Genomic DNA, 25,113 nt, shown 5'->3' with positions numbered 1-25,113 from the left:
ACATCAACGGTCAACTGTGCCACCAAGGCAACTGGTGCACCGTCTGCAACACCCGCCTCATTGGTGTGTATTCGGCATCTGACGTAACCCGACGTACTGCACAAATGCAACGTACGAGATCGAGTTTTGTTTCGGTGGCGGCGTGCTGCTATCGTCGTCCAGTCGCCGGACGCACCAGTTCGACGACACGCCCACCGGAACATCGGTGGCCACGGGCGAGTGGCGGAATGGCAGACGCGCTGGCTTCAGGTGCCAGTGTCCTTCGGGACGTGGGGGTTCAAGTCCCCCTTCGCCCACCGAGAGCGGTTCAAGAGGTCAGGTTGCGCACAGCGACCTGACCTTTTTCGTTTCCGGACCCGAGAGATGGGTACCGTGCTGCTGTCTACTCGTAGCGCTTCGGTCTCGCAGCTCGCGTGCTGTCTGGCCGGGCCCCGTGCGACTGGTTGTCAGGGAGGTGCGCCGGTGTCCGACGATCGCGATCGCGACCCCGACGGTCGCGCCCGCCAAGCCCGGCCGCGTGATGAACTGGGCCGTCCGCTGCCGTACGGCGCGCAGGGCGTCGAGCCCGTGTCCGAGGAGCCCCTCCCGCCCGAGGAGACAATCGCCCTCGCGCAGCAACTGCTCTCGGAGGGGCGCCCGTTCTCCGCGCACGAGGTGTACGAGACGCGGTGGAAGTCGTGTCCGCCGGACGAACGGCCGCTGTGGCAGGGACTCGCCCAGCTCTGCGTCGGTCTGACCCATCATCGCCGGGGAAATCACGTCGGTGCCCGGCGCCTGTACGACCGTGCTGCCGCGCGTCTCGTCGGCTACGAGGAGTCCGGCGGATGGACATACGGGATGGATCTGCAGTCGATCCGCGACCGTGCCCTCGCCGAGATCGAATCCGATTCGACCTGACTCCGGATCACACCGTCCGGTAGCGAAGCAGCGAGACACCCAGTTCGAAGCTCTTGGAGTCCACCAGTTGCAGCGTCGGGATCTCCAGTCCGTCCGGGAACAGGCGGCGGCCCGAACCCTGGACGGTCGGGTAGACGAAGAGTCGATACTCGTCGATCAGTCCGGCGCCGATCAGCGCGTGGCACAGGCTGATGCTGCCGGTCACGACGATGTCCTTGCCGTCGGCGTTCTTCAACGCCGACACCGCGTCGACGACGTCGCCGGACAGCACCGTTGAGTTCTGCCACCCCGGATCGGTCATCGTGCTCGACACCACGTACTTGTCGACGGTGTTGAGGTAGTCGGTGATGCCGGTGGCGTCGTCGGTCTGGTGCGGCCAGAAGCTTCGGAAGTCCTCGAAGGTCTGCCGGCCGACGAGCAGCGCGTCGGCTTCGGCGTCCTGCCGGTGTGATTCCGCCATGAGGTCCGGCGCCTCGACGGTCGGGTCGAACCAGTCGGTCAGCATCTCGATCGAGCCGTCGAGCGTCATGTTCTGAGTGATCGCCAGCGTTCGCATGCTTCTCCTCGGGTCGTCGGTGTCTTCACAGGTACCGACCGGAGAGCCGCGCGATTGTCATCGGAGCGGTGCGAGCCCCTACCGCGGCGTCAGCTCGACGATGGCCAGCGGGCGCGTCGTCTTCTTCTGGTAGCCGGCGTACCGGCCCTTGTTCACCTCGTCGACGAGGACGAAGCGTCGGGCGTAGTCCGGGTCGTCGGGATACGTCGCCCGCGCGATGACCTGGACCCGACGACGACCCACCTGGACCTCGACGTTGGGATGGGCCTTGAGGTTGGCGAGCCAGCCCGGAGGCCGCGGCGATCCACCGTTCGACGCGACCACCAGGTAGGCCCCACCGTCGCGCGCATAGGTGAGCGCGTTGCACCTCGCCTCACCGGTGCGGCGGCCGATCGTGCGCAGCAGCAGGGTGGGATTGCCCATGAGGAGTCGGTGACCGACGAGACCGCCCGAATGCTCGTACAGCCACTGGTGGGTCTGAAGTGCCCGGATGAACAGCGACGTCATGGGTCCACTATTGCCGCTCTGTCCGTCGACCGAAAGCTCAGCGAAACCCCTGCTCCCTGAGGTGCGAGCGGAGCGAGCCTCGAAGGGCATGGTGACCTACCTCGCCAAGCCCTTCGAGGCTCGTCGCTTGCGCTCCTCGCACCTCAGGGAGCAAGAAGGGTCGCTTGCGCTCCTTACACCTCAGGAAGCAAGACGGGGTCGCTCCGCTCACACCTCAGGGAGCAGAGCGGCGAGCGTCAGCTGTCGCCACTCGCGACGCGCTGGGCGAAGCCCGCGAGGTGGGTCCGCAACGCCTGGATCCGCTGTTGTCGGACGGCCTCGATGTCATCGGTGGAGAAGATGGCCGACGGCTTGGCGCGAACGTTCGCCGAACATTCGAAGTTCGAGCAGATCAACGTCCCGACGGTGTTGCCCTTGCGTCCCGCGGCACCGGCGAACTTCGCGCTGTAGAAGACGACCTCGTTGGGTAGGTGGACGTCCTCGCAGAACGAGCACAATGGACGGGTGCGGGGCTGGCGGCCGCCGAGTCGCAGCATGATCCCGATGACATCATCGTCGGTCGGGATGACCACGTACCCGACCATCGGGAGTTTCGGATCCCGCCAGCCGGCGAAATCGAGCCGCTCCCAATCGAAGTCGGCGAAGTCGGGCGGGAGGGTCACGCTCTTGCGTTCGCGCAGCGAGGCGTTGACGAACGACGAGCGGATCTGGGCTTCGGTCAATGAATGCATGGGTGTGTACACCTCAGGTTTCGGAGGAGGGAGACAAGAGCACGATTCGACCGGCGCGGTCCTCGACTGGACGGACGCGCGCCGATCGGGGCGGGATGCTCAACCGTCGGCGCGCACGACGCCGACGACCTCCTCACGCCCGGAGGGCGACACACTGACAGACACGAGGACCGATGGTGGCCCCCGCCGCCCTCGCTGTCAACCGCATTCCCACCCGCGCTCACAAGATCCGTTCCCGCTCACCGGAATAGCGTGAGCGGGAACGGAGTTCGTGAGCGACGACGTCAGGCGGCGAGTCGCCCCGCGATCGTGACCACCCGTTGCGCCAAATGTGCGAGTGCGGCCTTCGTCGCGTCGTCGAGCGGGTTCTTGTTCTCCGGACCGGTGACATGGGAGACGCCGTAGGGGTTGCCGTCGGCGAATTTCAGCCCGTCCGTGTAACCCGGCGGGACGAGGATGCCGCCGAAGTGCATGAGCGATGTGTAGAGCCCGACGAGTGTGGTCTCCTGCCCGCCGTGGGCGGTGTTGCTGGAGGTGTAGGCGGCGTAGACCTTGTCGGCCAGCTTGCCGTCGGCCCACAGGCCGCCGAGCGAATCGATGAAGGTCTGGAACGGCGCCGCCGTGCTGCCGAATCGTGTCGGGCTGCCGAAGATCACAGCATCGGCCCAGACGATGTCGTCACCGGTCGCGGCCGGTAGGTCCTTGGTGGCCTCGTAATTGGCCGACCAGGCCGGATTCTCGGCGAACGATTGGGGGCCCCGGGTCTCGGCGATGTGGCGGACCCGAACCTCGGCACCCGCGGATTCGCCGGCATCCGACAGCGCCTGCGCCATGGTCGTGCCGTGTCCGGTGGCCGAGTAGTAGATGATCGCCAGGTTCGTCATATGTCACTCCCGTTTCGGTGATTGGCATGTGCCACCGACGGGTACCCGGAGGCTGTGAGTCGACACCCACGCGTATGCCGAGCACTCGTCGTGAACGGGATTCGTAGCCCGGGCCCGACCGGATAGTCGGGGCCATGTTGTTCATCGGCACCTCGGGCTGGCAGTACCGGGACTGGCGTGGCGCGTTCTACCCGGAGAAACTCCCGCAACGATCGTGGCTGGAGTACTACGCCCATCGATTCCCGACCGCCGAGGTGAACAACACCTTCTACCGGCTACCGGAGAAGAAGGCGTTCGAGAACTGGGCCGAGACCGTCCCCGCCGACTTCCGGATGGCCGCGAAGATGAGCCGGTATCTGACGCACGTCAAACGCCTGAACGAGCCGGCCGAACCCGTCCAGCGCTTCCTCGATCGATCGGCGGGGCTCGACGGTCGGCTGGGACCGGTCCTCCTCCAGTTACCTCCCAATCTCCGCGCATCACCGGAGGCCCTGGACGAGACACTCACGTTGTTCCCGAAGACGGTCCAGGTCGCCGTCGAACCCCGGCACGAGTCATGGTGGACCGGCGAGATCAGGTCGGTCCTCGAGCAGCACAACGCAGCGTTGTGCTGGGCCGACCGGAAGAACCGCATCCTCAATCCACTTTGGCGCACAGCCGATTTCGGATACCTGCGACTTCATGACGGTACGTCGCGCCGACCGATGAGCTACGGGGCCCGCGCCATCGACAGCTGGCTGCGCCGTCTCACCGAGGCGTACGACGACTCGTGCGACGTCTACGTCTACTTCAACAACGACCCGGGATGCGCCGCGATCGACAACGCGGTCACCATGATTCGCCGCGCCCAGCGGATGGGCATACCGGTGAAGACCGTCGGAGAATGACCTCGCCACCGATCCGACGACGCTTGCCGTCTGACAATCCGGTACCGGCGGGTCCGTCGTTCGACGGAACCCGAGCCGAGTCGGCGCGGACGCCGTGGCCTCACCCGCCGCGCTCGGTACCGTGCATACATGTCGATCATCCTGGCGCTCGTCGTCCTGCTGGTGCTGCTGGCCGTTCTCGGTGCCGGTATCGCCGGAATCGTCGTGCTCGTGTCGCGCAGATCGAAGAGATCGGCCGGTGACGGCGCCGTCGGAACCGCGGGTGGGTGGTACCCGGACCCGCAGAACCCGAATGCGGACCGCTACCACGACGGTCAGACCTGGACCGCTCACACCCGGCCCGCGGCACCGCCGCCGAGTAGTCGCCCGGACGCACACGCGTGACCGCCGTTCCCTGTTCTGATCGGTATCTGCGAACCGGCGCTCGATGAGCACGGCGGGCGCTGTCGTCACCGCGCTGACCTTTCTCTGGCTCGGCATGGTGTTCGCGATCTCGTTCATCGAGGCACCGCTGAAGTTCCGGGCGCCCGGGGTGACCCTCCCCATCGGTCTGGGCATCGGCCGGTTGGTGTTCCGGGCGCTGAACGCGGCCGAGATCCTCTGGGCTGTGGGCATTCTGATCACCGTCGTGCTGGGGTCGTGGGCGGGTCTCGCCGAACCGATCGCGGCCGGCGTGGCGATCGCCGTGCTCGTCGTTCAGCTGGTGGCTGTGCGACCGGCGCTGACCAAACGATCCGACGCGGTTCTCGCAGGACACGAAGGACCTCGCAGTCACGCCCACTTCGTCTACGTCGGCTTCGAAGTCGTGAAGGTGGTCGCGCTCGTCTGGCTCGGGGCCGCGGTCCTGGTGGGCGCGACCTGACCCCTATCGAGATGCGCCCCTGAAACCCGCCCACCAGCACGGCGCCGAGGACGATATGTCGTCGGTGAGCCGCTGGCGGGTCGAAATCAGGGGCGCATTTCGATCATCCGGTGCAGCGACGAGGTCTGCAAGTGCGCGGACGCCGGCGGTCCACCGGCGGCGAGGGCATCCGAAAACCCTTGCCGCAGCGGCGTCCCCGCATCGTCGATCTGGTAAGTTGGGTCACACCCATACACGATCGGAACATGTTGTGACGGAAGCGAATAAGTCTCCCCGGCGCCCGGCGTACCAGGTCGTGGCCGACGCGCTCCGGGTGCGGATCCTGGCGGGTGAACTCACACCAGGTACGCGGTTGCCACCCGATACGGACCTGCGGGCCGAGTTCGGGGTGGGGCAGAGCACCGTTCGGGAGGCCATCCGATCGCTTGCCAGTGAGAACCTGGTCCACACCACGCGGGGGGTCACGGGCGGGACCTTCGTCGCCACCCCCGACATCAGCCAGCTGAGTGCCCACCTCGAAGCCGGGGTCACCTTGCTCGCCGCGGCCGAGGGGGTGACCGTCGACCAGCTGATGGAGGTCCGGCAACTCACCGAGGTGCCCGCCGCCGGGGTGGCCGCGTATCGCCACACCGACACACACCTGGAAGAGTTGCGCGCCACCATCTTCGATCCGACCGGCGAGATCGGTCCCGAGGTCTACGCCAACAACCAGGAATTCCATCGCGTGCTGCTCCGGGCCGCGGACAACCCGCTGCTCGACCTGATCACCGTGCCGGTCTTCCGCGTGATCGGGAGCCGGTTCAGCCGCGACACCGCACCCGAGGACTTCTGGAAATGCGTCGACGAGGACCACCGCGCCATCCTCGAGGCGGTCGAGAAGCGGGATTCCATGACCGCGATGACGCTCATGCGTCGCCACCTCGACCACCTCGGGGACGTCTACAAACAGATGGACCTGCTCAGACGGCAGGGTTGAGCAGACTCAGCTCGCACCGACCCGCACCGGCGGAAGTCGTCGATGCCAGTCGGTGTGCTTCTGGAACTGTTCGGCGAGAACGAAGAGCGTGCCCTCGCCACCCCTCACCGCGGTCATCTGTGCGCCTGTGGGCATACCGGACGGATGAACACCCACCGGGAGGGCGAGCGTCGGTCCGTCGTGCAACGACCACGGATAGGTCAGCTGTCCCATTCGACGCGCCTGCGCGACAACGGCATCACCGCCTCCGAGGTGTGGGACGTCCACCGGCATCGCCGGGGTGAGCACCACGTCGACCTCCTCGAAGAGCGCTGTCGTGGCCGCTCGGAACACGTCTCGTTGTCGCTTCGCATGGGCTACCTGATCGTCGGAGATGCTCAGGCCCAGTCGAATCCGTTCGCGTGTTGCCGACTGGAACAGGCCGGGTTCGTCCAGTAGACGCTCAGCGTGGATCTTCGCCAGATCCGAGTAGATGAGCGTGTACACGACGTCCTGAGCCGACTCGCTCTGCGGCACCGGCACGTTCACGACGCTGTGGCCCAGTTCGCGAAGCAGGTCCGCGACGGTCACCACCGCATCGCGTATTGCCGGGTCGACCTCGTCGGTGACGAACGGCCACGGCAGCGCGATGCGGAGCGGCCCGGTCCGCACGGGTTCCGGGTCGGCGCCGGCGAGTACCGCGAACGTCTCGCGCACCTGTGCCGCCGAACGTGCCAGAGGTCCGACAGTGTCGAAATCCGCGCTGACCGGGAAGATCCCGGTCATGTCGAGCATGCCGACCGATGGCCGCAGGCCGGTCACACCACAGCACGCGGCGGGCAACCTGATGGACCCGCCGGTGTCCGTACCCAGCGCCACGTCGACGATCCCGGCCGCCACCGCGACGCCCGACCCGCCGCTCGAGCCGCCCGGCACCCGGGACGCATCCCAAGGGTTCACCGACCCGCCCGACGCCGAGTTCTGACTCGTCACCCCGACGGCGAACTCGGCGAGGTTCAGCGTCGACGTGATCGCCGCGCCCGCACGCTTCAGCGCGCGGACGCAGGCGGCGTCGGATTCGGCCACCCGATCGGCGAAGTACTCCGACCCGCAGGTGGACAGCACCCCGCCGACCTCGATGTTGTCCTTCACCCCGATCCGCACGCCGGACAGCGGGCCGGACGCAACCCCGGGGTCGATGCCGACCTGCTCGGGCACCCACGAGATGACCGTGTTCAATTGCTCAGCGACCGAGACGATTTCGGCAGAGGGGCTTCCGCCCGCGCCGGGAGCGGAGCGAGCGGGCGGAATGTCACCGACGCCGGAAGGGCCGGCGACAGAGTCACCGGCCCCTCCGAAGTCACTGCTCAGGACGCCACCCGCGACGAGCGCAGCAGATCGGTGGCCGCTGCGTCGACGGTCCAGTCGTCGGTGTTCACGACGACACCGTAGTCCTGGCGCGCCTCCTCCGCCGACAGGTACTCGTCCCACACGTCGGAGAGCACCGCGAACGGATCGCGCAGGAACGGGTCGCCGAAGCCGCCGCCCGACGGCATCCGGATCTCGAGGCGTTCGCCCTCGCGGATGACCTCCTGGGTCACCTTGGAGAACAGCACTTCTTCCTCGGGGGTGCCGGGGTTACGGATGAAGGAACCCGATGCACCGTCGCCGCCGCCGAGAGCGCCGGCGGGCGGGTCGGTGCGGTTGTCGGCCTCGGAACCGAGGAACGTGTCGGTCTGCATGTACCAGGTCCGCACGCTGCCGATGCCGCCCCGCCACCGCCCGGGTGCCGGTGACTCGTCGCGGAGCTCGTAGCGTTCGGCACGCATCGCGTGGTTGAGCTCGAGCTCCTCGATCGGGTTGTTGCGGGTGTTGGCCATCAGGGCGTCGACGGCGTCCATGCCGTCCTTGCCGTTGCGGGCACCGTAGGAACCCTCGTTGATCTCGATGTACACCCAGTACGACTCGCCGTCCTCGGCCAGCCCGGAGTAGGCGATGGCACACAGCGCCGCCGACGACCCGGCGATCGCTCGCTCGGGCAGCACCGGCGCGAGCGCCAGGTTGATCGAGTCGAAGATGCGGTTGACCTGCGAGAACCGAGCGAAGCACGACGCCGGGAAGTCGGGGTTGAAGATCGATCCCTCGGGTGCGTATGCCCGGACCGGACGGAAACAGCCGTCGTTCTGTGGGACGAACTCCTCGGTCAGGTGCTCGTCGAGCAGGATCGTGCGGATCGCGCTCACCGCGACGGGCAGCACCGAACCCTCGAAGGGCACGTTGAACGCCGTCGGCACCTGGTCGTTGGAACCGGTGAGGTCGATGAGGACGTCCTCGTCCTCGATCTGCACGCGCACCGCGACCTTCAGCGGCACACCGCGGTTCTTGCCGTCGTCGTCGAGGTAGCCGATCGGTGCTTCGTAGCTGCCGTTGGGAATCTGCCGGATCCGGCTGCGCAGCATCTCTTCCGAGTAGTCCATCCAGCGGTCGGCGGCGCTCATGACGACGTCGAGCCCGTGCTTCTCGAGCAGTTCGACGAACCGCTTCTCGCCGATCCGCGAACACGCGATCAGGGCCTCGAGGTCGCCGCGGTTCTGTTCCGGGGTCCGCACGTTGTCCAGGATGTGCTGGATCAGCATGTCGTTGCGGACACCGCCGTCGTAGATCTTCATCGAGTCCATCAGCTTGCCCTCGGCCCAGACGTCGACGACGTCCATGCACAGGCCGGGGAAGTTGCCACCGATGTCGGAGACGTGTCCGGTGCAACCGGCGAAACCGATGTGCTCACCCTCCCAGAAGATCGGGATGATCACGCCGTAGTCGGGGGAGTGGGCTGCGCCGTGATACGGGTGGTTGTGCAGGATCACGTCACCCGGCTTGTACGTGCCGGCGAGCTTGCGGTTGACGCCGCGGATGTAGGCGGGGATCGACCCGCAGTGCATCGGCGTCGAATCCGACTCGCACAGTTCACGTCCGTTGACGTCGAAGATCCCGGCGCCGAGGTCCTCGGACTCGCGGATCAGGCTGGAGTACGCCATCCGGTAGAGGACCTGGGCCATCTCCTTGGCCATCGAGTTGAGTGCACCACCGATGACTCGCAGGGTGATCGGATCGACCTCGACGGTGTTCCAGGTCCGGTTGGCCTCGGCGGCAAGCGAAACGCCGTCCGTGGGCATCAGAGCTTTCGCCATGTCAGGCGCTCCTCTCGATGATGATGTGACCGACGGCGTCGACCGTGGCCTTCTGTCCGATGCCGACGATGGTCGTCGAGTCGAACTGCTGGACGATCGCGGGACCGTCGAAGGTGTTGCCCGCCTTGAAGAGTGCGCGGTCGTAGATGGGGGTGTCGACCCATTCGGGATCGGCCGAGTCGTTCTTCCAGAACAGTGCCCGGGTGGTGGCCTTGATGGCCCCGGACGCGTCGGCGTCGCTCTTCTCGATCTCGGCGATGCGGATGTGCTCGACCGCCCCGACGCCGGTCACGCGGATGTTGACCAGTTGGACCGGCTTGTCGTCGAACCGCTGCGAGTAGGTGCGGCCGTGGACCTCGTGGAAGGTGGCCGCGGTCTGCTCGACCCATTCGGCCGTGATCCCACCGGCGGGAGCCGGTACCCGCAGCTCGTAACCCTGTCCGACATAACGACAGTCGACGCTGCGCTCGAGGGTGATCGCGTCGTCGGCGATGCCGTCGGCGCGTAGCTGGGCGACCGCCTGCTCGGAGAGGCGGTCCATCTCACGCCGCAGCAGATCGAGATCGGGCTCGGCCGAGGAGGTCCACACGGTGGTCGGGACCTCGTAGCGTACGTCGGTGGTCAGCAGTCCGACCGCGGAGGTGATGCCGGGATGGCCCGGGACGATGACGCGGGGGATGCCGAGGTGCTCGGCGATCTGCCATGCGTACAGGGGGCCGGCGCCGCCCTCGGCGACCAGCGAGAACTCACGCGGGTCATAGCCTTTGCGTACCGAGTGCAGCGAGATGGCCTCGGTCATCGAGTGCGCGAGGATCTGGAAGATACCCATCGCGGCGTGTTCGATGTCGGCGCCGAGTTTGTCGGCGATGTGGGTCTGGACGGCCTCGGTGGCGAGTTCGGTCTTGACCTCCATGGTTCCCGACAGGAAGCTGTCCTCGCGGAGCCAGCCCATGACGACCATCGCGTCGGTCGAGGTGGGCTCGGTGCCGCCGCGGTTGTAACAGGCCGGTCCGGGCATGGCCCCCGCGCTGCGCGGTCCGACGCGGAACATGCCGCCCTCGTCGATGCTGGCGATCGAGCCACCGCCGGCACCGATGGTGTCGACCTCGGCCATCGGGACCATCGCGTGGTAGTCGCCGATGCGGGTGTCGAGCAGGTGCTTCATACGGAGCTTGCCGTCGGGTGCGACGCCGATGTCGGCCGACGTACCGCCGACGTCGAGCGTGATGACACTGGGATATCCCGACGCCTTGCCGATGAAGCAGCCGCCGAGCAGACCGGCGACGACGCCGCTGGTCAGCAGCGAGACGGGCACCTCGCTCGCGCTGCGCGACGTGACGAGACCGCCGGCGGACGTCATGAGATGGACGTCCTCGCCGACCTGAGCGTCCTTCGCCTTGCCGGCGAGGTTCTCGATGTAGCGGGAGGTCTTGGGACCGACGAAGGCGTTGAGGGCCGTGGTGGAGAAGCGCTCGTATTCGCGGTACTGCGACGCGACGTCGCTGGAGAGCGAGACGAAGACACCGGGGTACTCCTCGGCGATGATCTCGCGCACGCGCTGCTCGTGCGTGGGATTGCGGTATGCGTGCAGGAAGGCGACCGCGATGGCCTCGACCCCGCGTTCACGGAGCAGGGTGACCTCGCGGCGGACGGCGTCCTCGTCGAGCGGGGTCAGCACGTTGCCGGCCGCATCCATCCGCTCGGCGACCGTGCGCCGGTTGCGGCGCGGCACGAGCTGCCATTTCTGCCAGGGCAGATCCTGGTAGTTCGAGTAGTTCAGGGGGCGCTTCTTACGCGCGATGTGCAGGATGTCCCGGAAGCCGTCGGTGGTGATCATGCCGACGTCGCTGCCGTTGTGCTCCAGCACGATGTTGGTGGCCACGGTGGTGCCGTGGAAGAACATCTCGATGTCGGCGACGTCGATGCCCGCGCGTTCGGCGAGCACCCCGATCCCGTCCATCGTGCCGATCGAGGGATCGTGGTTGGTCGACGGCGTCTTGTGCACCGTGACCGTCCCGTCGTCGTCCCACAGGACCAGGTCGGTGAACGTGCCGCCCACATCCACGCCGATTCGCTTCATCGAAACTCGCTTCCTCTGTCCATGCCGTCACCCCGACGTCTTCAGCAGTGTTCGCACCCGATGACGGGAGTGATCTGAGCCATAGCTGCGCTCCGGAGCATCATGCAATACATCGGATGGTTTCGGCAACACCTGGATGTAAATTCGAGGTATCGCCAGGTTGATCCGGACCTTGACGTCGTAAAGATCAGATGTTTATGGTGGTCCGCGTCACGGCTCGTTGTCTGCTCTCCACGACGCCGCACCCTGAGGAGGACCATTGACCACCCATCCCGCCACGCTCGGACGCTTCTTCGAGGACTACGTCGTGGGCGACGTCTACCAACACCCGATGGGTCGCACCATCACCGATACCGACAACGCGTGGATCACATGCCTGTCGATGAACACCAACCAGAACCACTTCAACGAGCACCTCGCCCGGCAGAATCCCATCACCGACGGCAAGGTCATCGTGAACTCGGGGCTGACCATCGCCCTGGTGCTCGGGCTCTCGGTGATCGACATGAGCCAGAACGCGGTGGCCAACCTGCAGTTCACCGACGTCAAGCTGGCGCACCCGGTGTACGTCGGCGACACCATCTACGCCGAGAGCATCTGCACCGACCTGCGTCTGTCCCAGTCCCGTCCCTACGCGGGGATCGTGTCGATGGTGACCCGCGGCATCAACCAGGACGGCGAGGTCGTCATCTCCTGGAAGCGTTCGGTGATGGTCGCGACCCGCGAGAGCGGGATCGGTCAGAACTACTTCCCCGAGGTCAAGGCGCCGTCGCTCACCGAGCTGACCGCCGAGAACTCGGCGGAGATCGCCCGATGAGGCCGCTCGAGGACGTCCGCATCATCGCCATCGAGCAGTACGGCGCGGGCCCGTTCGGCAGCGTCCATCTCGCCGACCTCGGCGCCGACGTGCTGAAGATCGAGGAGCCGAAGTCCGGCGGCGACGTCGGCCGGTACGTCCCCCCGTACAACGCCGGCGAGGACTCGCTCTTCTTCGAGACCTTCAACCGCAACAAGCGCAGCCTGTCCCTCGACCTCGGGACACCGGGTGGGCGTCGGGTTTTCGAAGATCTCGTGCGCACCAGCGACGCCGTCTACTCGAACCTGCGCGGGGACGTCCCGGCGAAGATGAAGATCACCTACGACGACCTGAAGCACCTCAACCCGGCGATCGTGTGTTGCAGTCTCACCGGTTTCGGGATGACCGGCCCGCGGGCGAAACAGCCCGGGTACGACTACATCCTGCAAGGTCTCGCGGGCTGGATGGATCTCACCGGCGATCCTGATGGCCCACCCACCAAATCCGGTCTGTCCCTAGTGGATTTCTCCGGTGGATTCGTCGCCGCGCTGAGTCTGCTGGCCGGCCTGCACGCAGCCCGGCGCGACGGCATCGGTGGCGACTGCGACGTGTCTCTCTACGACACCGCGGTCTCGATGCTCACCTACCCGGCGGCCTGGCACCTCAACGCCGGCTACCAGCCCGGACGGACCAAGAACTCCGCACATCCCTCCCTCGTCCCGTTCCAGGCCTTCGAGGCCGCCGACGGCTGGTTTGTCGTCGGCTGTGCCAAGGAGAAGTTCTGGGTGCGTCTCGCCGAGGCGATCGGACTGGCCGAGCTGCTCGACGATCCGCGATTCACCGACTTCGCCGCCCGCGGGCAGCACAAGGACGAGCTGCTCCCGTTGTTGGAGAAGCGGTTTGCCGAAGCCTCGGTCGATCACTGGGTATCGCTGCTGACCGCGGCCGGTGTGCCCACCGGGCCGATCAACGACGTCGAGCAGGCACTCACCGAGGAGCACACGCTGGCGCGTGGACTCATCGCGACGACCGAACACGAGGTGTGGGGCGAGGTGCGCCAGGTGACCTCACCGGTGCGCTTCGGCGCCGAGCAGCCCGAGTATCGTCGGGCACCACATCGCAACGAGAACTTCGACGAGGTGATGAGTCTGCTGGGATACAGCGCCGAGGACATCAGTGGTCTCGTCGACGGCGGTGCGTTCGGCGCGATCGCCCAGGCCTCCGCCGGCCACAGCGCTTCTGGTCAGGCCTCGTCGTGACCGCTCGCCGGCTCGCGAGTTGGGCCACCGGCCTGAGCATCGACGCCATTCCCGAGGACACCCGTCGCGCCGCACTCCGGCACCTGCTGGACGGAATCGGAAACGGCATCGGCGCCCGCCGGCGCGACCAGGGAGGCCCGGGCCTGTCGGTCGCTCGCGGGCTCGGCGGTCCGGCGCAAGCCCATCCCCTCGGTGACTCCGAGGCCATCTCCGCCCCGGCGGCGGCGTTCGCCAATGGTGTTCTGATGCACGCGCTCGACTTCGACGACACGCACGCCGGCGCGCTGGTGCACCCGACCACGGTGGTGGCCCCGGCGGTGCTGGCGGTCGCCGAGGAGGTCGGCGCCACCGGGGCGCAGGCGGTGACCGCGCTGGTGGCCGGCCTCGAAGTGGCCTGTCGTCTCGGCGCGGCCGCGCCTCATGGTTTCCATTCCCGCGGGTTGCACGCCACCGCGGTCGTCGGTCCGCTCGCCGGTGCCGTCGCCGCCGGACTGCTCTACGGTGCCGACACCGATGCGCTCACCGACGCGATCGGCATCGCCGCGTCGTCGTCGGGCGGACTGCTCGAGTTCCTCGACACCGGCGCGAACACCAAGACCCTGCACCCGGGCAACGCCGGATTCAGTGGTGTCCTGGCCGCTCGGTTGGCCATGGCCGGCGCCAGCGGCCCGGAGTCGGTACTCGAGGGCAGGCGCGGACTCTATCGCGCTCTCGCCGACCGCGACATCGACCCGGATGTGATCGTCGCGGACCTCGGAACACGCTGGGAGAGTGCGCGTATCGGCATCAAGCCGTACCCGAGCTGCCAGCTCATGCACGCCGCGCTCGACGCCGTCGGTGCTGTGCTCGACGCAGCACGTGAGCAGGGAGTCGACATCTCGCCGACGCGGATCACCGCGATCACCGTCGACGTCCACCCCGACAGCCTGGAGATCGTGTGCGGACCCGGGACGGGTACCCGGGCCCCGCGCAGCGTCTACGACGCGAAGTTCGATCTGCCGTGGAGCGTCGCGGCGCTCGTCCACTATGGCGCCGTCACCGTGGACACCTACTCCGGGAAGTCGATCGGCCGACCGGAGGTCGCCGCGACCGCCGGTCTGGTCGAGGTCGTGTCCGTACCCGATGATCGCCCGGCCGCCGACGCCGCCGGCCGGGCGGTCATCACCTTCGACGACGGCAACCGGATCATCGGCGAGGTGCCGTGCAGCCGCGGGACATCGGGACAGCCCATGGATGACGACGCGGTCGCCGACAAGTTCCGGGGCAACAGTGTCGGGAACAGCAGCGCCGGAGGAGATGACGCGGAGGCTCTGGTCGACGCGGTCTTCGGTCTGTGCGACGCACCGTCTGTCCGGCCGATTCTGGCCCTCGCGGCCGCCGTCGTCGCCGGCTGATAACCGGCCGGCCACCTGCGCCGAGACCCAGAACCCGCCGCGGTCCTCTTCAGCCAATCTCTCAGATCAAGGATCACCCAATGGATTTCAGCTTCAACTCCGAACAGCGCGACTTCCGCGCCGCCCTGCGCCAGCTCGTCGACAAGGAGATCATGCCGGTCGCGAACGAATGGGAGCGAACCGGACGGTATCCCACCGAGATCGTCGACCGACTGCGTGAGATGGGGTTGTTCGGCATCACCACACCGGAGGAGTTCGGCGGACTCGAACTCGACATGGTGTCGTTCACCCTCGTCTACGAGGAGCTCGCCCGCGGCTGGATGGGTATCGCCGGAATCCTCGGCAGCCACAATCTGGCCTGCTGGATGATCGCCCGGCACGGCACCGCGGACCAGAAGCAACAGTGGCTGCCCCGGCTGGCGACCGGCGAATGCCGCACCGGCATCGGCCTCACCGAACCGGGGGCGGGCACCGACCTGCAGGGCATCTCGACGACCGCCACCAAGGACGGCGACGACTACGTCATCCGCGGGACCAAGACCTGGATCACCAATGCACGTCACGCGAATGTGCTTCCGGTGCTGGTGAAAACGGACCCGTCGACGTCGCCTGCCCACAAGGGCATGAGCATTCTGCTGGTGGACACCACCACCCCCGGGTTCGAGGTCCAGCGCGATCTGGGCAAGCTCGGCTACAAGGGCACCGAGTCCTGCGAGATCTTCCTCGACGAGGTGCGCGTCCCGCAGTCGACATTGCTCGGCGGCGTCGAGGGCCGTGGTATGCAGCAGGCGCTCTCGGGCCTGGAGATCGGTCGCCTCAACATCGCCGGACGCAGTGTCGGCATCGCGCAGGCGTCGTACGACGCGGCGCTGAACTACTCGCGAGAGCGGACCGCCTTCGGCAAGCCGATCTCGGACTTCCAGGCCATCCAGCTCAAGCTCGCCGACATCGCCACCCAGCTGCAGGCCGCTCGCCTGATGACGTACTGGGCTGCGGCCAAGGCAGATTCGGGGGCCCGCGTCGACGGTGAGGCCGGGATGGCCAAGTACTTCGCGTCGGAGACGGCGATCACCGCGAGCCTCGAGGCGATGCGCATCCACGGCGGTTACGGCTACTCGACCGAGTTCAACGTCGAGCGCTACTACCGGGACGCACCGCTGATGTCGATCGGTGAGGGCACCAACGACATCATGCGGACCGTCATCGCCAAGGCCCTGGTCAACGGCACCGTCACGGTCGGATGAACCCGGCGCTGATCTTCCTGTACGTCCCGGGGGACCGGCCGGAGCGCTTCGACAAGGCGGCGGGCTCGGGCGCCGACGCGATTGTGCTCGACCTCGAGGACGCGGTTCCGTTGTCGGCGAAGGAGACCGCGCGGATCGCGGTGGGCGAGTGGCTCGCGAACCGGGACCGCGCAGGTGTGGCCGCCTGGGTCCGGGTGAACCCGGGACCCGAGTTGCTCGACGACCTGACGATGGCGGTCCGGGCCGGCGCCGACGGCGTCTGGTTGCCGAAGGTCGAGGACGCGACGACCCTCGACCGCGTGCACGGCTTGTTGACCGAACTGGAGTCCGAGTTCGGGTGCCCGCGGACGCCGGTGTCGCCGCTCATCGAGACCGGTGCCGGTCTGTGCAACGCGGTGTCGATCGCGGCCGGCCCGCGGGTGGTGTTCGTCCAGATCGGCGAGGTCGACCTCGCCGCGGACCTCGGGGTGTCGCCTGTGGTCGGCAACGAATTGCTCTGGTCACGTTCGCAAGTGGTGGCGGCATCGGCAGCCGCCGGGATCGGTCCACCCCTGGCCGCGGCGTCGCCGGCGATCGGGGACGACGAGGCTTTCGAGGTGGAGACCCGGCAGCTCACCGGCCTCGGCTTCTTCGGACGAGCCTGCATCCATCCACGCCAGATCGCTCCCGCGCGAGCGGGCATGGCTCCGTCGGAGTCCGAGGTCGCGACGGCCCGTGATGTCCTGTCCGCTTTCGACGCGGCGGGTGGCGCTGCGGCCACCGACAGTTCCGGGCGCCTCATCGACGAGGCGGTTGCGCGGATCGCCCGCAGAACCCTGGCCCGACAGGCGACGTAGGATCGGGAGCGCCGGGTCGGGGTGACTCCACGGTTTCCTGCTCGGGATATCGGACCCGACCCCTCGCGCGAACACCGAAACGGAGACGAACATGGTGGACAACATCTTGTGGCAAGCGATTCAGGACAACGAGTTGGCGCTGGCGGTACTTCAGTACGTGTTCTCCGGCGTCAAGTAGGAGCCCGGACGGGGACCACCGAGGCCGATAGGTTTCTCGGCTGACGGACCTCTCCGAAAGCAAGAGTCGAATCAGCCGCCGGCCGCTCTCACGAGTGGCCGGCGGCTGTGTCGTTGGGTGACAAAGCGCGAGGCCCGGAGGTGCACACACCGGCGGAACTCCGCCGGTGCTGTGATCATTGACACTCGTCCCGACTATCTGGCACAGTCCGGTACCAGTACATGTGGTACAGACTTGTGCCCGATGGGGGTGTCGATGGCGCTGCGGAAACTCTTGCGATCGGTCGCGTCGGACCGGCTTGTCCCCGAGAGGACCCAGCATCGTCGACTGGTCGGCCTGTCCGTCTTCGTCGTCCTCTCGCTGACCGCCACGTATGTCGTGTGGTCCACCCTGCAACGCACCGTGCCGGGATCGACCACCGCCTACACGGCATTCTTCGACGACGCTTCGGGCCTGTTCGGCGGCGATGACGTACGGATCGCCGGAGTCCGAGTGGGGCGAGTCGAAGACGTCTCACGCGACGGTGACCGGGCCCGGGTGCGCATCGCCGTCGGCAACGAGCAGACGGTGACGAGGGCGACGAAGGCGGCGATCCGCTACCAGAACCTGATCGGACAGCGATATGTGTCGCTGACGCCGGCCTCCGGAGTACGTCCCGTACCACTGGCGCCCGGGGCGGAGCTGGTCCAGCCGTCCGAGGACTCCTTCGATGTCACCACGTTGCTCGCGGGCTTTCAGCCGGTCTTCGACACCCTCGACGCCGATCAGGTCAATGCGCTGTCCGAGGGACTGCTGCAGGCATTCCAGGGCGACGGGGTGTCGTTGAGCCGCACGGTCTCCGAGGTCGGGAGACTCGCCGAGGACATGGCAAACCGGGATGTCGTCATCGGTGCGGTCATCGCGAATCTGAGCGCGGTCATGCGAGACCTGGCCCGGCAGGGCGATGACGTCGGTGTCGTCGTCGACAGCCTCGGCCGCCTGATCGAGAACCTGAACACGAACTCCGCGGCATTCGGTCGAGCGACGACAGACCTCGGCCGGACCGCCGAGGGGTTCGCCGACGTGCTCGGGCGGAGCCGGCAATCGTTGTCCGACAGTGCGGTCGATGCGAGTGTCGCGACACGCACGCTGATCGACAACGGTGCCCGGCTGGATCGGATGGCGCAGGTGATGCCGATCTTCCTCGGCTCCATCGCCAAAGTCGTCGGCGAGGGCAGTTACGTGAAGTTCTATGCGTGCGATCTCGACATCTCACTCGGCGACGTGTTGATTCCTCCGGGGATCATCACGCAGATCGGCGGCACAAAGCACTCGGTGGTCTGTCGCTGATCCCGGTGATTCGTGTTGTTCGACAACCCCGCCCGGTTTCAGGCCGGTCTCGAACTGCATCGTCGGTATGTGCGCGCCCGCCGTTTCGACGCATTCCCGAAAGGGTGGAACGACGATTTCGAGACGTGTTCTCGATATGTATCCGGTGAATTCATCGGCTCCACTGGGCATGTCTGAAATGTCCGCTAGTGTTTAGCGATGCTCAGAGGCTCACGCGGTGCACGGTTGTCGATTCGTCTTGCGGTGTCGGCGCTGGTGCTGGCGGTGGCCGCGGGCCTGTCGATCGTCGCGACCGGCCCCTCCGAGGCTGCGCCCGTGGTGAATCCCAAAGCCGGGAAGCTCGTCGCCCAGGCGGATTTCCAGGTCAAGCGAGACGGCTTCTCGTTCGAGAACTGGGGGCCGAACGACGCCCTGCACACGCGCGGTTTGAGCATCGAGGGTATGCGTGCGGTCTTCGGTGACGAGGTGTGCGCTCGCATCGTCTTCGGCGTGTGCTCGCCGACGACGGTCGCCGAAGTCGTGCAGCAGGAGTTCAACGAGTCGATGGCGGGTGGGCACTGTTTCGGGATGGCCGCGCTGGCCGGACTGTATGCCACCAAACGGTTGAACCCGTTCCCGCTCGCGATGCCGTGGCAGTCCGTCTACAGCATCGGCCCGTCGGCGCCGCTGGACGAGCTCATCGCGCGAATGTTCATCACGCAGGGTTTCCCGCCCACCGACCTCCTCGAGTCGGAGGTCACGGTCACCCAGGCACTGTCTCGACTGCGCTCGGCGTGGGCGCGCAACGACAATTACGTGCTGGCGATCTACACCGACGAGGAGCAGAGCGCCGGACACGCCATCAACCCGATCGCCATCCGCGACCTCGGGCAGGGCAAGCGCGGCATCGTGGTCTACGACAACAACTTCCCCGGTGTCGAGAAGATGGTCGTCGTCGACCCGGCAGCCAACAGCTGGTACTACTCGACGGCCACCAACCCGTCGGAACCGACACTGCTGTTCCAGGGCTCGCCGGCCAACAAGATGATGCTCGTGCCGCTGGCGCCGATCCTGGCCCGTCATCAGGATCCGGAGCTGCGCAACGACGAGACCGTGGTCATGGTGTCGGACAACAACGGTGGCGCGCGCGGTGTCGGTGACGTCGACTGGGACGTGCGGGTCACCGACCCCGCCGGTCGTGCGATCCCGGGCGTCGACAAGAAGATCCTCTTCAACAACGACAACACCGGCACCTTCACGGTCCCGGCGAACCGCAAGTTCCGGATCATCGTGGACGGGGTGGAAGCGGGTCGGACCGCGGACATCGACGCCACGGTACTCAGCGCCGGTGGTGTGGTGGCGATGGGCGATCTCGAGGTTCCCGCGGGCGCGGTCGCGGTCGTCGACGCCGACCCGGCGCGCCATGGGATGCGGGTCACCTCGTCGGCGCCGTCGACCGCGGAGTTCGCGGTCGCGACGGAGAACTCACTGCGCTCGCTGTCGACCGAGACCACGCAGCTGGCGATCGGCCCGGGTTCGGCGGTCTCGGTGGGCGCCACCTCCCCGACCGGAGTGACTGTCCGATCCGAGGGGCGCGCGCAGCGGTTGCGACTGGAGGTCGAACGCAGTGACACCTTCACCGATCGGATCGCGGTCAGCCCGACGTCGATCTCGCTGCCCGCCGGTGCGACGGTCACGGTGCCGGTGAATCTGTGGCCCGGATTCGGACCTCTCCCGGCGACCCTGCGCAGCGGCGCGTCGATCACGCCTGTGCCCCTGAGCGCGCGGTGACGGCCTCGTCGCGTCGCGGTCGCATCGCCTGGGGCGTCATCGTCGCCGGCGTGCTGGGGCTGTCCGCGTGTTCCAGCGGAACGACGGCGGCCCCGACCACCAGCAGCAGTGCCGCCGCTGCGCCGGTCGAGTACCTCGATGAGGTGACCGTCCACCGCTTCGAGTACCCCACACCGGATGACGGTGACACCGAACAGAATTGGGCGGAGCTGTATCTGCCCGCGGGTGAGCAGCGGGTCGACACGATCCCGCTCGTCGTCCTCGTTCACGGTGGCGCGTGGCAGAGTGCGCTGGGCGCCGACATCTTCGAGCCGCTGGCCCGAGATCTCGCCGGCCGGGGTATGGCCGTCTACAACGTCGAGTACCGCCGCGTCGGCTCGGGCGGTGGATGGCCGACGACGTTCCGCGACGTCGCGAGCGCACTGGATCACGTCGTGGTCGTCGATCGGCGGCACCCGCAGATCGACACCGACGACGAGTTGATCGTCGGACACAGTGCCGGTGCGCAACTCGCGGTGTGGGGTGGTACCAGGCACAAACTCGAGGACGACGAGGTCGGTGCCCGGCCACTGTTCCGACCGACGCGCGTCGTCTCGCTCGCCGGCCCACTCGACATGACCTACGCGGCAACGCACGGCGACGACCGGATCGTGACGGCACTGGGCGGCACCCCGTCCCAGGTTCCGCAGCGGTACATGATGGTCGATCCCATCCAGAACATCGATCCCGACACCCCCGTGGTCGCAGTCCACGGAACCGCCGACCGCATGGTCTCGCCGGCGAACTCCCAGCGCTATGTCGACGCCGTCGTCAAACAGGGCGGCGATGCCGAAGCCGTCCTGATCCGAGGCGGCAGCCATGGGTCGGTGGTCACCTCGGATGCTCCCGAATACCCGCGAGTCCTCGACATCATCACCGGCGCGTCGGCCGCCGACGTGCAGGATGTGGCCTGATCCCGGTGCGATTCATCCCGGTTGTCGGGGCAAAGCGCACGTGATCTGGAGTGATCGTCCCGAGCGGAGGTGACGGCCCGACAGACTGTCTGTGTCCGCACGATCGACTACGGACGTTCTGTAGGTGTCGCGGGATCGGCGGCCGGACCAGTATGGATGCACTGCGCATCGCCGCGCGCCCTGCCCCGCTGTGACCGCACCCGACCCATCGGGCCGACATCCTCTGGACGGACTCCATGACCGCACTCGACGCCGCGTCCCCGTCGGCACCCGGACCGAACCACTCGGTCCCGCAGGCCGAGGCCGAACTCGAACTCATCCCCGAATCCGCCAAGACCCACGATGTCCGCGGGCAGTTCTGGATCTGGGCCGGCGCGAACATCGCGCCGATCAACTGGGTGCTGGGCGCGCTCGGCGTCACCATGGGCCTCGGGCTGTGGGAGACGGTGGCGGTCCTCGTCGTCGGCAACGCCATCGGCATGACGATCTTCGGTATCTTCGTCGTCATCGGTCAACGCACCGGAGTCACCGGAATGGTGCTCTCGCGAGCCGTTTTCGGGCGTCGCGGCGCCTACGTTCCCGCCGCCGTCCAGGCCCTGGTCTGCATGGGGTGGTGCGCGGTCAACACCTGGATCGTCCTCGATCTGGTGATGGCGCTGCTCGGTGAGATGGGGCTTGTCGACCCGGATCTGGACAACAACGCCGCACGCATCGTCGTCGCGGCCATCATCATGGTGATGCAGGTGACGATCGCCTGGTTCGGGTATCGGGTCATCTCCGCCTTCGAACGATGGACCGTGCCACCGACCGTCGCGATCCTGCTCGTCATGACCGTGGTCGCGTGGGTCGGTCTCGACGTCGACTGGGGGCGGGCGACCGCTCCGGAACTGACCGGGTCGGCACACGTCGGTGCGATCACGGCGGTGATGACCGCGATCGGCATCGGCTGGGGCCTGACGTGGCTCGGTTACGCCGGCGACTACTCGCGCTTCGTGTCTCGAGACGTGCCGTCGCGCAAGCTGTTTCTCGCCAGCGCACTCGGACAGTTCATCCCGGTCGTCTGGCTCGGTGTGCTGGGCGCATCCCTGGCCACCCTGAGCGACTCCGCCGATCCGGGCGAGATCATCGTCGACGCCTATGGCGTTCTCGCACTACCGGTTCTGTTGCTCGTCGTCCACGGGCCGTTGGCGACCAACATTCTCAACATCTACACGTGCACGGTGTCGACGCAGGCACTCGACATCCGCGTCGACCGACGTGTACTGAACGTGGTGATCGGCGTCGTGGCGATGGCGATCGTCGTCTACTTCGTGCTCAACAGTGACTTCGCCACCACCATCGACTTCTGGTTGGTGTCGATCGTCGGATGGTTGAGCCCTTGGGGCACTGTCGTTCTCGTGCACTGGTTTGCGATCGCCCGGCAACAGATCGACGCCGAGAGTCTGTTCGCCGCACCGGCCGACAGCGTCCTGCCGATGGTGCGGCCGACCGCTCTCGTCGCGCTGGCGCTCGGCGTCACGGCGACCTGGATGTTCATGTACGGGATGCTGCCGGCGCTGCAGGGTCCGGTTGCGGTCGCCCTGGGCGGGATCGACCTGTCCTGGCTTGCCGGGGCGGTCGTCGCCGGCACGTCCTACTGGGCCATGGAGACGCTCACAGCGCCGCGCGTCGCCCGATGACCCTGGGGCGAGTCGCGCGGTCGTCTCGATGAGAACGACGATCGAGAGCCCCCGCCGAACGACGATCGAAAGCACCCCGTCGCGTCGGGGCGTCGACTAGGGTTCGGCGCAGTGGGAGGCAACGCAGCCTCCTGCGTAGGAGGTTCCATGGCCACCGTCCACACCGTGACCGGCTCGATCGATTCCGGCGACCTCGGGAACGTGTTGGTGCACGAGCACGTGTTCATCGTCGGCGAGGAATTCCGCCAGAACTACCAGGACGATTGGGACGAGGACGACAAGGTCGCCGAAGCGGTTCGCGATCTGACGGAACTGAAGGAGCTCGGGATCGACACGATCCTCGACCCGACGGTTCTCGGTCTCGGCCGGTACATCCCGCGCATCCAACGGATCGCCGAACAGATCGACCTCAACATCGTGGTCGCAACAGGCCTGTACACCTACAACGACATCCCGTTCCAATTCCACTATGCCGGACCGGGAATGCTGTTCGACGTCCCCGAGCCACTGGTCACCCTGTTCACCAGAGACCTCACCGAGGGCATCGCGGACACCGGTGTGCGAGCGGCTTTCCTGAAGTGCGCCATCGAAGCCCAGGGACTGACGCCGGGTGTCGAGCGCGTCATGCGCGCGGTCGGACAGACCAGTGCGCAGACCGGCGCGCCCATCACCATCCACACCGACCCGCACAGTCAGTCCGGTCTGGTCGCCCAGAAGGTGCTGGCCGAGGAGGGGGCCGACCTGACGAAGGTGGTCATCGGCCACTCCGGCGACAGCGTCGACCTCGACTACCTGATGAAGCTCGCCGACGCGGGTTCGATCCTCGGCATGGACCGCTTCGGGCTCGACCTCCTCCTGCCGTTCGAGGACCGGGTGAACACTGTCGCCGAATTGTGCAAGCGCGGATACGCCGACCGGATGGCGCTCGCGCACGATGCCGCCTGCTTCATCGACTGGTTCGATCACGAAGCGAAGAAGCAGGCTCTTCCGAAATGGAACTACCGGCACATCAGCGAAGAGGTGCTGCCTGCGCTGCGGGAGCGTGGTGTCAGCGAGGCCGACATCACGACGATGCTGGTCGACGTGCCGCGACGCTACTTCGAGTAGCGGCGCGACACGGCGTCGGCGTCGGGTTCGGCGCAAGCCGGGGAGTCAGCGCAGGCTGGTCTGGTATCGCCGCATGCCGCGGAGCCACCGGTCGTAGTCGGCGCCCTTCTGGCGGTACATGTCGAGGACCTCCGGGTGAGGCAGGATGAGGAAGCGTTCGTCGGCGACGGCCTCCAGCACGATCGCGGCCACGGCCCCGGGGGTGAGTACCGCCCCTGCGCTCTCCACGGCGCGCTGCATCAGCCGCTGCTCCTCGGTGGCCGAATCACCGTCCGGGCGGAGCAGTTTGGTGTCGACGCCCATCGGGCACAGGCAACTGACCCGGATCCCGTCGTCGCCGTGGGTGATGTTGAGCCACTCCGCGAAACCGACCGCAGCATGCTTGGTCACCGAATAGGGCGCATTGCCGATCTGGGTGAGCAGACCCGCCGCCGACGCCGTGGAGACGAAGTAACCGCTGCCGCGCTCCACCCATCCCGGGACCAGACGCCGCGCGGCACGGATGTGGGCACGGAGATTGATGTCGAGGGTGAGGTCCCAGACGCTCTCCTCGGTGTCGACACCACCGCCGACGCCCACGCCGGCGTTGGCGAAGTACAGATCGACGGGCCCGAAAGTGCTCTCTGCCAATCGAACCGCGGCGTCGATGTGTTCGTCGGACGAGGCGTCGCCACCGATCGCGGTCGCCGCATCCCCCAACGACTCGGCGACGGCACCGGCACCCGACTCGTCGAGATCGGTGACGACGACCCGCCCGCCCGCATCGACGAGTGCGTGCGCGATCGCCGCGCCGATACCCCCACCGCCACCCGTGACGATGGCCACCTTGCCTGCGACGTCCATGGATCTCCTTCGATCGCCGATGTGTGGGTCCAGAGTTACCAGACGGGGGGCTTCGACAGGCTCAGCCGACGGGAAAGGGAGCTCAGCCTGTTGCGGCCTGATCCAAAAGAAGTGACGGCCCCCTTGCTCCCTAATCCGAAAGAACCGCATAACCCCTGGTCCCTGAGGTGCGACGAGC

At 67.0% G+C, this 25,113-nt stretch carries 23 protein-coding genes and 1 tRNA gene; 16 read left to right on the top strand and 8 right to left on the bottom strand.

Annotated features, from left to right (window positions below; genetic code table 11):
* Positions 1-213 precede the first annotated feature (213 nt).
* A tRNA-Leu gene (locus ACFW3F_RS19035) sits at positions 214-296 on the top strand.
* A gap of 166 nt (positions 297-462) precedes the next feature.
* Entirely contained in the window at positions 463-897 is a 435-nt protein-coding gene (locus ACFW3F_RS19030) for a DUF309 domain-containing protein (RefSeq protein ID WP_388060115.1), read from the top strand.
* Between the two features lie 7 nt (positions 898-904).
* Here ACFW3F_RS19030 and ACFW3F_RS19025 read toward each other — a convergent pair whose 3' ends face one another.
* The 4 genes from ACFW3F_RS19025 to wrbA form a co-directional block, all read right to left on the bottom strand.
* On the bottom strand, positions 905-1,453 hold the full coding sequence (locus ACFW3F_RS19025; protein WP_388060113.1) for a dihydrofolate reductase family protein: 549 nt from the start codon (positions 1,451-1,453) through the stop codon (positions 905-907).
* Positions 1,454-1,531: 78 nt separating this feature from the next.
* A complete protein-coding gene (locus ACFW3F_RS19020; RefSeq protein WP_388060111.1) occupies positions 1,532-1,960 on the bottom strand; it encodes a nitroreductase family deazaflavin-dependent oxidoreductase in 429 nt (142 codons plus the stop codon).
* A gap of 236 nt (positions 1,961-2,196) precedes the next feature.
* Entirely contained in the window at positions 2,197-2,691 is a 495-nt protein-coding gene (locus ACFW3F_RS19015) for an FBP domain-containing protein (RefSeq protein ID WP_388060109.1), read from the bottom strand.
* Positions 2,692-2,975: 284 nt separating this feature from the next.
* Positions 2,976-3,575, bottom strand: coding sequence for an NAD(P)H:quinone oxidoreductase (gene wrbA, locus ACFW3F_RS19010; protein WP_388060107.1), 600 nt, complete (start codon positions 3,573-3,575; stop codon positions 2,976-2,978).
* A 134-nt stretch (positions 3,576-3,709) separates the two neighbouring features.
* Here wrbA and ACFW3F_RS19005 point away from each other — a divergent pair, with 134 nt between their 5' ends.
* The 4 genes from ACFW3F_RS19005 (at position 3,710) to ACFW3F_RS18990 (ending at position 6,300) form a co-directional block, all read left to right on the top strand.
* Complete coding sequence (locus ACFW3F_RS19005; RefSeq protein WP_388060105.1) at positions 3,710-4,462, top strand: DUF72 domain-containing protein; 753 nt, start codon at positions 3,710-3,712, stop codon at positions 4,460-4,462.
* A 129-nt stretch (positions 4,463-4,591) separates the two neighbouring features.
* Positions 4,592-4,846 (top strand): DUF2510 domain-containing protein, encoded by a 255-nt coding sequence (locus ACFW3F_RS19000; RefSeq protein ID WP_388060103.1) that lies wholly within the window; start codon positions 4,592-4,594, stop codon positions 4,844-4,846.
* A 43-nt stretch (positions 4,847-4,889) separates the two neighbouring features.
* Complete coding sequence (locus ACFW3F_RS18995; protein WP_388060101.1) at positions 4,890-5,324, top strand: hypothetical protein; 435 nt, start codon at positions 4,890-4,892, stop codon at positions 5,322-5,324.
* Between the two features lie 250 nt (positions 5,325-5,574).
* Complete coding sequence (locus ACFW3F_RS18990) at positions 5,575-6,300, top strand: FadR/GntR family transcriptional regulator (protein ID WP_388060099.1); 726 nt, start codon at positions 5,575-5,577, stop codon at positions 6,298-6,300.
* 6 nt (positions 6,301-6,306) lie between these two features.
* Here ACFW3F_RS18990 and ACFW3F_RS18985 read toward each other — a convergent pair whose 3' ends face one another.
* From ACFW3F_RS18985 to ACFW3F_RS18975, 3 genes are all read right to left on the bottom strand, one after another.
* Entirely contained in the window at positions 6,307-7,518 is a 1,212-nt protein-coding gene (locus ACFW3F_RS18985) for an amidase (protein WP_388060097.1), read from the bottom strand.
* A gap of 128 nt (positions 7,519-7,646) precedes the next feature.
* Positions 7,647-9,467 (bottom strand): hydantoinase B/oxoprolinase family protein, encoded by a 1,821-nt coding sequence (locus ACFW3F_RS18980; RefSeq protein WP_388060095.1) that lies wholly within the window; start codon positions 9,465-9,467, stop codon positions 7,647-7,649.
* A gap of 1 nt (position 9,468) precedes the next feature.
* Positions 9,469-11,547: a hydantoinase/oxoprolinase family protein gene (locus ACFW3F_RS18975; RefSeq protein ID WP_388060093.1), complete on the bottom strand. Its 2,079-nt coding sequence runs from the start codon at positions 11,545-11,547 to the stop codon at positions 9,469-9,471.
* A gap of 259 nt (positions 11,548-11,806) precedes the next feature.
* Between ACFW3F_RS18975 and ACFW3F_RS18970 the strand changes: the two genes are divergently transcribed.
* The 10 genes from ACFW3F_RS18970 (at position 11,807) to ACFW3F_RS18925 (ending at position 24,092) form a co-directional block, all read left to right on the top strand.
* Complete coding sequence (locus ACFW3F_RS18970) at positions 11,807-12,364, top strand: MaoC family dehydratase (protein ID WP_388060091.1); 558 nt, start codon at positions 11,807-11,809, stop codon at positions 12,362-12,364.
* On the top strand, positions 12,361-13,602 hold the full coding sequence (locus ACFW3F_RS18965; protein ID WP_388060089.1) for a CaiB/BaiF CoA transferase family protein: 1,242 nt from the start codon (positions 12,361-12,363) through the stop codon (positions 13,600-13,602). The genes ACFW3F_RS18970 and ACFW3F_RS18965 overlap by 4 nt, the downstream gene beginning before the upstream one ends.
* Positions 13,599-14,996, top strand: coding sequence for an MmgE/PrpD family protein (locus ACFW3F_RS18960; RefSeq protein ID WP_388060087.1), 1,398 nt, complete (start codon positions 13,599-13,601; stop codon positions 14,994-14,996). The genes ACFW3F_RS18965 and ACFW3F_RS18960 overlap by 4 nt, the downstream gene beginning before the upstream one ends.
* Positions 14,997-15,076: 80 nt before the next feature.
* A complete protein-coding gene (locus ACFW3F_RS18955) occupies positions 15,077-16,240 on the top strand; it encodes an acyl-CoA dehydrogenase family protein (protein WP_388060085.1) in 1,164 nt (387 codons plus the stop codon).
* The gene (locus ACFW3F_RS18950) at positions 16,237-17,076 is read left to right on the top strand and encodes an HpcH/HpaI aldolase/citrate lyase family protein (RefSeq protein ID WP_388060083.1); all 840 of its coding nucleotides are present in this window, start codon (positions 16,237-16,239) and stop codon (positions 17,074-17,076) included. The genes ACFW3F_RS18955 and ACFW3F_RS18950 overlap by 4 nt, the downstream gene beginning before the upstream one ends.
* Before the next feature lie 421 nt (positions 17,077-17,497).
* A complete protein-coding gene (locus ACFW3F_RS18945; RefSeq protein WP_388060082.1) occupies positions 17,498-18,583 on the top strand; it encodes an MCE family protein in 1,086 nt (361 codons plus the stop codon).
* Positions 18,584-18,781: 198 nt separating this feature from the next.
* Entirely contained in the window at positions 18,782-20,353 is a 1,572-nt protein-coding gene (locus tag ACFW3F_RS18940; RefSeq protein WP_388060080.1) for a hypothetical protein, read from the top strand.
* Entirely contained in the window at positions 20,350-21,306 is a 957-nt protein-coding gene (locus ACFW3F_RS18935; protein ID WP_388060078.1) for an alpha/beta hydrolase family protein, read from the top strand. The genes ACFW3F_RS18940 and ACFW3F_RS18935 overlap by 4 nt, the downstream gene beginning before the upstream one ends.
* A gap of 236 nt (positions 21,307-21,542) precedes the next feature.
* A complete protein-coding gene (locus ACFW3F_RS18930; RefSeq protein ID WP_388060076.1) occupies positions 21,543-22,985 on the top strand; it encodes a cytosine permease in 1,443 nt (480 codons plus the stop codon).
* Positions 22,986-23,132: 147 nt separating this feature from the next.
* Positions 23,133-24,092, top strand: coding sequence for a phosphotriesterase (locus ACFW3F_RS18925; protein ID WP_388060074.1), 960 nt, complete (start codon positions 23,133-23,135; stop codon positions 24,090-24,092).
* 45 nt (positions 24,093-24,137) lie between these two features.
* On the opposite strand, the gene ACFW3F_RS18920 is transcribed toward ACFW3F_RS18925, so the two are convergent.
* Positions 24,138-24,935 carry an SDR family oxidoreductase gene (locus ACFW3F_RS18920; RefSeq protein WP_388060072.1) on the bottom strand — a complete coding sequence of 266 codons (798 nt, stop codon included), beginning with the start codon at positions 24,933-24,935 and terminating at the stop codon, positions 24,138-24,140.
* Between the last annotated feature and the right edge of the window lie 178 nt (positions 24,936-25,113).

Origin of the sequence: Gordonia sp. NPDC058843, from assembly GCF_042743165.1 — a bacterium.
GTDB lineage: Bacteria > Actinomycetota > Actinomycetes > Mycobacteriales > Mycobacteriaceae > Gordonia.
Note: the sequence above shows the minus strand (reverse complement) of the source record. Positions and strands in the feature narration are given on the sequence as shown.

Bases quoted from the DNA above. Each gene is read 5' to 3' on its own strand.
- ACFW3F_RS18980 (WP_388060095.1), bottom strand. From the start codon at position 9,467: ATGGCGAAAGCTCTGATGCCCACGGACGGCGTTTCGCTTGCCGCCGAG.
- ACFW3F_RS18950 (WP_388060083.1), top strand. From the start codon at position 16,237: ATGAACCCGGCGCTGATCTTCCTGTACGTCCCGGGGGACCGGCCGGAG.
- ACFW3F_RS19005 (WP_388060105.1), top strand. From the start codon at position 3,710: ATGTTGTTCATCGGCACCTCGGGCTGGCAGTACCGGGACTGGCGTGGC.
- ACFW3F_RS19000 (WP_388060103.1), top strand. From the start codon at position 4,592: ATGTCGATCATCCTGGCGCTCGTCGTCCTGCTGGTGCTGCTGGCCGTT.
- ACFW3F_RS18930 (WP_388060076.1), top strand. From the start codon at position 21,543: ATGACCGCACTCGACGCCGCGTCCCCGTCGGCACCCGGACCGAACCAC.
- ACFW3F_RS18995 (WP_388060101.1), top strand. From the start codon at position 4,890: ATGAGCACGGCGGGCGCTGTCGTCACCGCGCTGACCTTTCTCTGGCTC.
- wrbA (WP_388060107.1), bottom strand. From the start codon at position 3,575: ATGACGAACCTGGCGATCATCTACTACTCGGCCACCGGACACGGCACG.
- ACFW3F_RS18940 (WP_388060080.1), top strand. From the start codon at position 18,782: ATGCTCAGAGGCTCACGCGGTGCACGGTTGTCGATTCGTCTTGCGGTG.
- ACFW3F_RS18945 (WP_388060082.1), top strand. From the start codon at position 17,498: ATGGGGGTGTCGATGGCGCTGCGGAAACTCTTGCGATCGGTCGCGTCG.
- ACFW3F_RS19025 (WP_388060113.1), bottom strand. From the start codon at position 1,453: ATGCGAACGCTGGCGATCACTCAGAACATGACGCTCGACGGCTCGATC.
- ACFW3F_RS19015 (WP_388060109.1), bottom strand. From the start codon at position 2,691: ATGCATTCATTGACCGAAGCCCAGATCCGCTCGTCGTTCGTCAACGCC.
- ACFW3F_RS18925 (WP_388060074.1), top strand. From the start codon at position 23,133: ATGGCCACCGTCCACACCGTGACCGGCTCGATCGATTCCGGCGACCTC.
- ACFW3F_RS18920 (WP_388060072.1), bottom strand. From the start codon at position 24,935: ATGGACGTCGCAGGCAAGGTGGCCATCGTCACGGGTGGCGGTGGGGGT.
- ACFW3F_RS18975 (WP_388060093.1), bottom strand. From the start codon at position 11,547: ATGAAGCGAATCGGCGTGGATGTGGGCGGCACGTTCACCGACCTGGTC.
- ACFW3F_RS18965 (WP_388060089.1), top strand. From the start codon at position 12,361: ATGAGGCCGCTCGAGGACGTCCGCATCATCGCCATCGAGCAGTACGGC.
- ACFW3F_RS18955 (WP_388060085.1), top strand. From the start codon at position 15,077: ATGGATTTCAGCTTCAACTCCGAACAGCGCGACTTCCGCGCCGCCCTG.
- ACFW3F_RS19020 (WP_388060111.1), bottom strand. From the start codon at position 1,960: ATGACGTCGCTGTTCATCCGGGCACTTCAGACCCACCAGTGGCTGTAC.